Origin of the sequence: Desulfofundulus australicus DSM 11792 (assembly GCF_900129285.1) — a bacterium.
Classification (GTDB): Bacteria; Bacillota; Desulfotomaculia; order Desulfotomaculales; family Desulfovirgulaceae; genus Desulfofundulus; species Desulfofundulus australicus.
In genome coordinates this window covers 18,941-27,053 of record NZ_FQUW01000037.1, presented here as the reverse complement: position 1 = coordinate 27,053, position 8,113 = coordinate 18,941, and the positions used below count along the sequence as shown (strand labels likewise).

The window sequence follows — 8,113 nt, the reverse complement described above, 5'->3', positions numbered from 1 at the left end:
CTTCGCTCACGCGGCGTCGCTCCGTCAGGCTTTCGCCCATTGCGGAAGATTCCCCACTGCTGCCTCCCGTAGGAGTCTGGGCCGTGTCTCAGTCCCAGTGTGGCCGGTCACCCTCTCAGGCCGGCTACCCATCGTCGCCATGGTAGGCCGTTACCCCACCATCTAGCTAATGGGACGCGGACCCATCCATTAGCGGGTTTCCCCTTTCCTCCTTAGTCCATGCGGGGCAGGGAGCGTATCCGGTATTAGCGCCAGTTTCCCAGCGTTATCCCGGTCTAATGGGCAGGTTATCCACGCGTTACTCACCCGTCCGCCGCTGGCAACGGAAGTCGGTCGTCGGAAATCGGATGTCAGATCTTTTGTCGCAATTGGCCTGTGGCCACTTGCTTCTTATCTGACTTCTGACCTCCGATGACCGACCTCCGTTACCCGCTCGACTTGCATGTGTTAGGCACGCCGCCAGCGTTCGTCCTGAGCCAGGATCAAACTCTCCATCCAATCCTTTGTCCCAGAATCACTCCCGCACACGCTCTTCCTCGCCAGATGCTCAGCCCTTTAAGCTGCACACCCGGCTTCCTCCCTGTTCAGTTTTCAAGGACCACTTTCCCCTCGCTGTCGCGCAAGCGTTATTGTATCATGATGTAATCATTCTAGTCAAGAGCCAATTTATTCATGCTGTTTGCCTACCGGCAAGTATATATACTAATGACTTTGTTCTCAAAAATCAACGGTTAATTTATGGAGATATGTCATTTAATTTACATTGTTCGTGCCAGTTCAGGCAACTATATTTATCTTGCGCCAGTTTTCGAGCTGTAAGACGCTCATCCGCAGTTAGCTCTGCCGGAATCAACTCGATCTCCAGGGCTGTAGCGAATCCCCTGGCCAGAGCGCAGCAGACCTGGTCGTAGGCAGGCACCCGGGACAATATCCGGTCCAGCGCAGTAGCCTTGGCTGCAAAGGCCTCCTTAACTCGCCGGCGCACCGATTCAGAGGGAAAGGCCAGAACGGCAAAGAGTTTATCTTCATCTATGCCCAGCAATAAGGAACCGTGCTGAAGAATGGTTCCCCTTTGCCGGACCTGGGCACTTCCCACCAGTTTTTTACCCTCTACCGCTACCTCATATCCCGAAGGGGTATCGAAACAGGCGGCCGATAGCTTTGACCGCAGCCCCCGCTGCGTTTTATCCGGATTAAAAAGACTGGCCTCCACTCCCAGCAACCGCAATCCCAGTACCAGGCCCTGGCTCAACAGGCGGTATGTCTCCAGTACACTGCCGGGCAGGAACTTCTGAGAAATGGTAACGCTATAGGTTACCTCCCGGTCGTGAAGAACGGCCCGGCCGCCGGTAGGACGGCGCACCAGGCCTATACCCAGGCGATGGCAGGCCTCGTAGTCCACTTCCCGCTGAGCGTTTTGAAAATAACCCAGGGACAGGGTAGGCGGTTCCCAGCGGTAAAAACGCAGGGTTGGAGGAACTTCTCCACGACTGTGATGAATCAATATAGCTTCATCGATGGCCATATTGGTAGCCCCGTCAGCTGCCCCCGTATCCAGCAGCCGCCATCGACGGGGCCAGGAATTTAAAGCTGCTTCTATTTTCTCCACGAACACATACAGCCTCCTCCCTGGCGGCCCGGACGGTAAACCGCCCGGGCCAATTACGGGAAAACCTTAACCTTCATTTCCCGGCACGCCATCGCAGCTCGGGCTTCCGGGCTGCGGCGACCTCATCCAGCCGGCCGATATAAGTGGTATAGGGGGCACCCTTAATCTTTTCAGGCTCTTCCTCTGCTTCCCGGGCAATCCTGATCATGGCATCGATAAAACGGTCCAGGGTTTCTTTGCTTTCCGTTTCTGTTGGTTCAATCATCATTGCCTCTTCCACGATCAGGGGAAAGTAAATGGTCGGCGGGTGAAACCCGTAGTCCAAAAGCCTCTTGGCCATATCCAGGGTCTTCACCCCGTTACGTTCCTTTTGCCACTTGCCCGAAATGACAAATTCATGCTTGCAAAAACGATCATAAGGCAGGTAGAAATATTTTTTCAAGTGGGCCATAAGATAGTTGGCATTGAGCACAGCATCCCGGCTTACCTGTTTCAATCCCTCGGCTCCCAGGGAGCGGATATAAGCGTAAGCTTTAACCACTACACCAAAATTACCATAAAAAGAACGTACTTTGCCTATGGAATGAGGCAGGTCATAGTTAAAATAATAACGCTTACCATCGAAGTCCACGAGAGGTACGGGCAGGAAAGGTACCAGATCCTTTTTCACCCCTACCGGCCCGGCTCCCGGCCCGCCACCACCATGTGGCGTGGCAAATGTTTTGTGCAGGTTAAAATGCACTACATCAAAACCCATATTTCCAGGACGGGTGTAACCCATAATGGCATTGGTATTGGCCCCATCGTAATATAACAGCCCGCCCACCTTATGAACCATATCGGCAATGATGTGAATGTTTTCGTCAAACAACCCCAGCGTGTTGGGATTGGTAAGCATGAGCCCCGCTACCCGTTCATCCAGCAATTTTTCCAGGGCAGCCACATCCACCCCGCCCCGCTGATCCGAGGGCACACTGACAACCTGATAACCGGCCATGGCCGCCGTAGCCGGGTTGGTTCCGTGCGCCGAATCCGGAACAAGGATCCTGGTGCGATTCTCTCCCCGGCACCGGTGGTAGGCCCGAACCAGCAGTATGCCCGTAAGTTCCCCATGGGCTCCCGCTGCAGGCTGCATGGTCACCCGGTCCATACCGCTGATCTCTGCCAGGTAAGCTTCCATCTCGTAAATTAACTGTAAAGCTCCCTGGACCAGCTCTTCCGGCAGGTAGGGGTGAATACCTGCAAATCCGGGCAGGGCAGCCAGGGCTTCATCCACCTTGGGGTTATATTTCATGGTACAGGAACCCAGAGGGTAAAAATCGGTGTCCACCCCGTGGTTTAAACGAGAAAGGGCGGTGAAATGCCGTACCAGTTCCGGCTCGCTCACTTCCGGCAGGCCGGGAGCTTTTTCCCGGCGCATATTTTCCGGCCAATCCAGATCCACTTCCGGCACATCGCTTGCGGGCAGGGAAAAGGCCTGCCGGCCGGGAGCCCCCAGTTCAAAGATGAGCTTTTCATTCCACGGGTTTTTGATCATCCTGCCACCTCCTCCAGGGCTTCCGCCAGCCGGTCAATTTCTTCCTTAGTGCGTTTTTCGGTAACGGCCACCAGCAGGTGGTTGGAGAGTTCCGGGTAAAAGCGTCCAAGATCCGGACCGGCCACCAGCCCGCGGCGCAACAGCACTCCCTGAACCAGGGTTACGGGATACTCACTTTTAATTACAAATTCCTTAAATGAAGGGGCATTAAAAGCTACCGTAATACCTTTCACGGCAGCCAGGCGTTTTTTGGCGTAGGCAGCCTTTTGGGCACAAAGCCCGGCCACCCGGCGCAAGCCCGCCGGACCCATGGCCGACAGGTAAATGGTGGCCGCCAGGGCACACAGGGCCTGGTTGGAACAAATGTTGGAGGTAGCTTTTTCCCGTCGAATATGTTGCTCCCGGGCCTGCAGGGTTAAAACATATCCCCTGCGACCGCGGGTATCGCTGGTAGCCCCCACCACCCTTCCCGGAATGCGCCGCAGGAACTCTTCCCTGGCAGCGAAATACCCGAAACCGGGACCACCAAAATTCAGGGGCAGGCCCAGGGATTGCCCCTCTCCCACCACAATGCTGGCCCCGTATTCCCCCGGGGGCTTCAGCAGGCCCAGGGATATGGGATCAGCGCTGACAATAAACAGCGCCCCCACCCCGCTGGCAGCCCGCTGCAGAGAATACACATCTTCCAGGCAGCCAAAGAAATTCGGTTGCTGCACCAGCACCGCAGCCGTCTGCCGGTTTATATAACGGTCCAGGTTATCTCCTGTGGTTACCCCATTGGTAAAGGGCAGCTCCACCAGCTCCACACCACGGGGCTCCAGGTAAGTTTTTAAAACCTGCCGGTATTCCGGGTGAACCGTCCTGGACACCACAACCCGTTGCCGGCGGGTTGCCCCCGTCGCCACCGCCGCCGCTTCAGCCAGCGCCGTAGCTCCATCATACATGGAGGCATTGGCCACGTCCATGCCGGTTAATTCACAGATCATGGTTTGAAACTCATAAATAGCGGCCAGGGTACCCTGGCTGATTTCAGCCTGGTAGGGAGTATAGGCGGTATAAAACTCGGAACGGGACAGCAGGGCAGGGATTACTGCCGGAATATAATGGTCGTAATAACCCCCACCCAAAAAACAGGTGTATCGGCTCGTATCACCATTTTTCCCGGCCAGGTCTTCCAGATGGCGCACCAGTTCCGGCTCAGCCAGGGCCTCTGGCAGGTTCAGTTCCCTTTTTAATCGCACCTGTTCCGGTATATCGGCAAAGAGTTCCTCCACTGAACTAATGCCTATGTCCGCCATCATTTTTTGCCGGTCATCTATTGTATTGGGGAGGTACCGCATTTATGGCTCAACCCTCTTTCACCATTTCCTCATAGGCGAGGGCATCCATCAGGTTATCCAGTTCACCGGGATCGCTCATCTCAATGATAATCAACCAGCCACTGCCATAGGGATCCTTATTTATCAGATCAGGATGATCCATCACTTCCCGGTTAACTTCCACCACTTCACCGCTTACCGGCGCATAGAGATCGGAAACCGATTTCACCGACTCCACCGTGCCGAAGGATTCCCCGGCTTTTACCATATCACCGGCCCGGGGCAAATCTACATAAACCACGTCCCCCAGGGTTTCCTGGGCGTAATGGGTGATGCCAACCCTCCCGCGATTACCTTCCACGCGAATCCACTCGTGATCTTTGGAATATTTCAGATCTGCAGGATACATAAATAAAACCCCCTTTAAAAACTTGAACTAAAATAATCTCGAACAATCGTCCCGGCATGCCTAACCTTTTACACCGTGCGTTTTCTCCGGTAAAAAGGCACGGGTACTACTCTGGCCGGGTAGTTCCGTCCCCGTATTTCCACTTCTACCACGGTATCTACGGCGGCAGACTCCACGGATACATACCCCAACCCCAGTGCTTTCCCCAGTGTGGGGCTCTGGGTGCCGGAAGTTATTTCACCAATAACCTGCCCGTTGCTGGTCAGGGTATACCCCTTCCGGGGGATGCCCCGGTCCACCATTTCAAGACCAACCAGGCGGCGCCGAACTCCCTTTTCCTTCTGCTGCAAAAGCACCTCCTTTCCAGTAAAATCCTTTTGCCAGCAAATAAAGCGTTCCAGCCCTGCTTCCAGGGGGGTAATATCTTCATCCAGTTCATGACCATACAGGGGCAGTGCTGCTTCCAGGCGCAGTGTATCCCGGGCACCTAGGCCGCACGGTATTAAACCATCTTTTTCTCCGGCAATCATAATCTCATCCCACAGCCGGCACGCTTCCTCTGCTGCGCAATAAAGCTCAAAACCATCTTCGCCCGTATAGCCGGTGCGGGAAAGCATACATTTTACGCCGCTCACCTCCACATCTAAACTGGCCCGGTAATAGGGCAGGGAACCCGGATCGGCTGAAGTTAACCTGGCCAGAATCTGTACGGAGAGGGGGCCCTGCAGGGCAAGCTGGGCCACCTGGCTGGAAATATCTTCGATGCAGACCCCTGGAAACTCGACGGCCAGTTGCTTGAACCAGGAGAAATCCTTCTCCCTGTTGGCGGCATTAACCACCAGTAAAAATTCATCTTCTCCCAGCCGGTACACCAGGATATCGTCAACCACGCCCCCACCGGGATTACAAACGGGACTATAAAGAACATGGCCCGGCAGAAGTCTGGAAACATCATTGGTAACGGCTTTTTGCAGCAGCTCCAGGGAACCGGAGCCGCTGATCCGTATCTCCCCCATATGGGAAACATCAAAAAGGCCTGCCTTCTCCCGCACAGCCTGGTGCTCCTCAATAATACTCCTGTACTGGACTGGTAACGCCCAGCCACTGAAGTTAACCATTTTCCCCCCCATCTCAAGGTGCCTGGCGTAAAGGGGGGTTTTACGAAGGTTCTCCACGGCAGATACCTCCTGACATCAACCTGACATTATTATGACCAGCTGCCCCCAAAAAACAAAGGACAGAGAAGGTAGCTTATCACAACCTCCTCTGTCCTGGAACCTGAGAGTTTCGTTTCCCTTACGGAAACTTGCCCCGTCGGTGTTCCCTTCCCACGGGAAGGGAATCTCTCCAGAGGTCCGTCCAGCTACTTTAAAAGGGACGTCACAATACCAGATCAATTTTCGCCCGCCCTTCAAGCAGCTGTCATCCGGCATCTCAAGTTATTTAACTGTTCGCAGATAAATGTGCTCAAATTTGCCACCCGGGGGAACCCGGGACAAATTTTTACCTTCTACACAAAATTTTATTTTCCTGCCTCAAAATGCATTTTTTATATGTTCCAGAAATTCCACCCGTCCATTGCGTTTATATTTAATAGCCAGGACATCAAAGCGCACCGGCCCCCTGTGTCCTCCGCTGGCCGCCAGGTAATAACGGGCCGTCCGGCGCAGCCGGCCACGCTTTTCTTCGGTTATACTCTCCTGAGGTAAACCGTAGTTCTCCGTTGACCTGCTGCGTACCTCCACAAAAACCAGCACCGGACCGTCCAGGGCAATGATATCCACTTCACCGTACGGGCAACGAAAATTACGCTTCAGCAATTGGTAGCCTCTTTCAGTCAGGTAACGGGCCGCTTCATCTTCGCCTTTGCGCCCCTGTGTTTTTCTCCGCAGGGTCACCGGATCCTCCTTATTTTACCGGCACCAGTTTTTTCTCCAGCAGAAACTCTGCCAGCAGCCTGGCCGTGTTACCGGTAATTTTCAGGCAATGGCGCAGGTGTTCCGGTGTATCAAAGGGATGGGGGTTTAAAGCCCGGCAGCAGGTAACGCCGAACTTTTCTTCAAACCTGTCGTGAAAATCTTTTGCCAGACCATAAGTGCGGAAGCGATCCTGCTGGTGATCGGTGCGGCCACTGAGCAGGCCGATAACTATGGTGGAAGCAGTCAGCGCCCCGCACATGCACCCCGCATGCCCCAACCCGCCCCCAAAACCGGTGGCCAGGCGGACGAGATCCCGGTCCACCTCCGGAATCACCAGTTCCCGGAAAGTCAAAAAAATGGACTCGGCACAGTTATAGCCCTCCCGGAAGTAGTTCCCCGCCCTGTTCCTCGCTTCAAGGGCCAGTTCCTCAGCCATTTTGCATCACTCCGTTCCGAATTATTCACGTTGTTGGTTTATTTCTCCAAACACTCCCTTATTCCTTTCCAAGCTAACTAAGAAGTTATTGACAATATTGGCAAGGAAACATATGGAAAGAGAAGCTCATATAATAACAAGAAATTTACGGGAGGGGATTTCCATATGGATGGTCAGATTACCGGGCGCTACGCCAGTGGAGCGTTCACCCCGGTGAGAGCCAAGCCACTGCCGCCGGAGTTACTGCGCTTAAGGGGCATTTCCCCCCGGACCATTCAGGAGCACTACAAACTTTATGAGGGTTATGTCAACAAAACCAACGAAATACGTAACCGCCTGCGTACGGTAGACCGTGCGTCGGCCAACTCCACCTACAGCCCCCTGCGGGAACTGAAGGTGGAAGAGAGCTATGCCACAAATGGTGTAAAGCTGCATGAGCTATATTTCGGCAACCTGGGAGGACCGGGAGGCCGGCCCGCAGGCGCCCTTTATGAAGCTATTGTTTTCAGTTATGGTTCTTATGAGTTTTGGGAAAACGATTTTAAAGCTTCGGGGCTGGCCTCACGGGGGTGGGTGATCCTGTCCTACGACCAGGACGACGGCTTTTTGCACAACTACTCGGCCGACGCCCATAATGCAGGCATTTTTGTTCGCACGCAGCCCATCCTCGTCCTGGATGTATATGAACATGCGTACTACATTGATTACGGCACCGACCGCCGGAGCTATATTGAAGCTTTCTTCCAGAACATAAACTGGGCCGCGGCCAGCGCCCGCTTTCATGCCCTGATCCGTTAAAGCGCTCAGGTACGGCGTGGTCTACGCTTACTCCAGTGCTCCACGCCGGCACAAAGTTAGGCGGCAGTATCTATAATTTAAAAAGC

At 54.1% G+C, this 8,113-nt stretch carries 8 protein-coding genes, 1 rRNA gene and 1 riboswitch; of the genes, 1 reads left to right on the top strand and 8 read right to left on the bottom strand.

The window, feature by feature from the left end; translation table 11 throughout:
- From BUB44_RS12515 to BUB44_RS12480, 8 genes are all read right to left on the bottom strand, one after another.
- Positions 1–498, bottom strand: a 16S ribosomal RNA gene (locus BUB44_RS12515); the annotation flags it as partial.
- A gap of 238 nt (positions 499–736) precedes the next feature.
- Positions 737–1,615 carry a lipoate--protein ligase family protein gene (locus BUB44_RS12510; RefSeq protein ID WP_207545663.1) on the bottom strand — a complete coding sequence of 293 codons (879 nt, stop codon included), beginning with the start codon at positions 1,613–1,615 and terminating at the stop codon, positions 737–739.
- A 67-nt stretch (positions 1,616–1,682) separates the two neighbouring features.
- The gene (gene gcvPB / locus BUB44_RS12505; RefSeq protein ID WP_073166863.1) at positions 1,683–3,146 is read right to left on the bottom strand and encodes an aminomethyl-transferring glycine dehydrogenase subunit GcvPB; all 1,464 of its coding nucleotides are present in this window, start codon (positions 3,144–3,146) and stop codon (positions 1,683–1,685) included.
- Positions 3,143–4,486 carry an aminomethyl-transferring glycine dehydrogenase subunit GcvPA gene (gene gcvPA / locus BUB44_RS12500; protein WP_073166860.1) on the bottom strand — a complete coding sequence of 448 codons (1,344 nt, stop codon included), beginning with the start codon at positions 4,484–4,486 and terminating at the stop codon, positions 3,143–3,145. Before gcvPA ends, gcvPB begins: the two co-directional genes overlap by 4 nt.
- Positions 4,487–4,493: 7 nt before the next feature.
- Positions 4,494–4,874, bottom strand: a complete 381-nt coding sequence (gene gcvH, locus BUB44_RS12495) for a glycine cleavage system protein GcvH (protein WP_073166858.1) — start codon at positions 4,872–4,874, stop codon at positions 4,494–4,496.
- Between the two features lie 68 nt (positions 4,875–4,942).
- A complete protein-coding gene (gene gcvT / locus BUB44_RS12490; RefSeq protein ID WP_073166856.1) occupies positions 4,943–6,049 on the bottom strand; it encodes a glycine cleavage system aminomethyltransferase GcvT in 1,107 nt (368 codons plus the stop codon).
- A gap of 81 nt (positions 6,050–6,130) precedes the next feature.
- A riboswitch (glycine riboswitch) is annotated at positions 6,131–6,235 on the bottom strand.
- Between the two features lie 174 nt (positions 6,236–6,409).
- Positions 6,410–6,772 (bottom strand): YraN family protein, encoded by a 363-nt coding sequence (locus BUB44_RS12485; protein WP_073166853.1) that lies wholly within the window; start codon positions 6,770–6,772, stop codon positions 6,410–6,412.
- Positions 6,773–6,782: 10 nt separating this feature from the next.
- Positions 6,783–7,229, bottom strand: coding sequence for a C-GCAxxG-C-C family (seleno)protein (locus BUB44_RS12480; protein ID WP_027357385.1), 447 nt, complete (start codon positions 7,227–7,229; stop codon positions 6,783–6,785).
- A 165-nt stretch (positions 7,230–7,394) separates the two neighbouring features.
- Here BUB44_RS12480 and BUB44_RS12475 point away from each other — a divergent pair, with 165 nt between their 5' ends.
- Complete coding sequence (locus tag BUB44_RS12475; protein WP_027357386.1) at positions 7,395–8,027, top strand: superoxide dismutase; 633 nt, start codon at positions 7,395–7,397, stop codon at positions 8,025–8,027.
- Positions 8,028–8,113 lie beyond the last annotated feature (86 nt).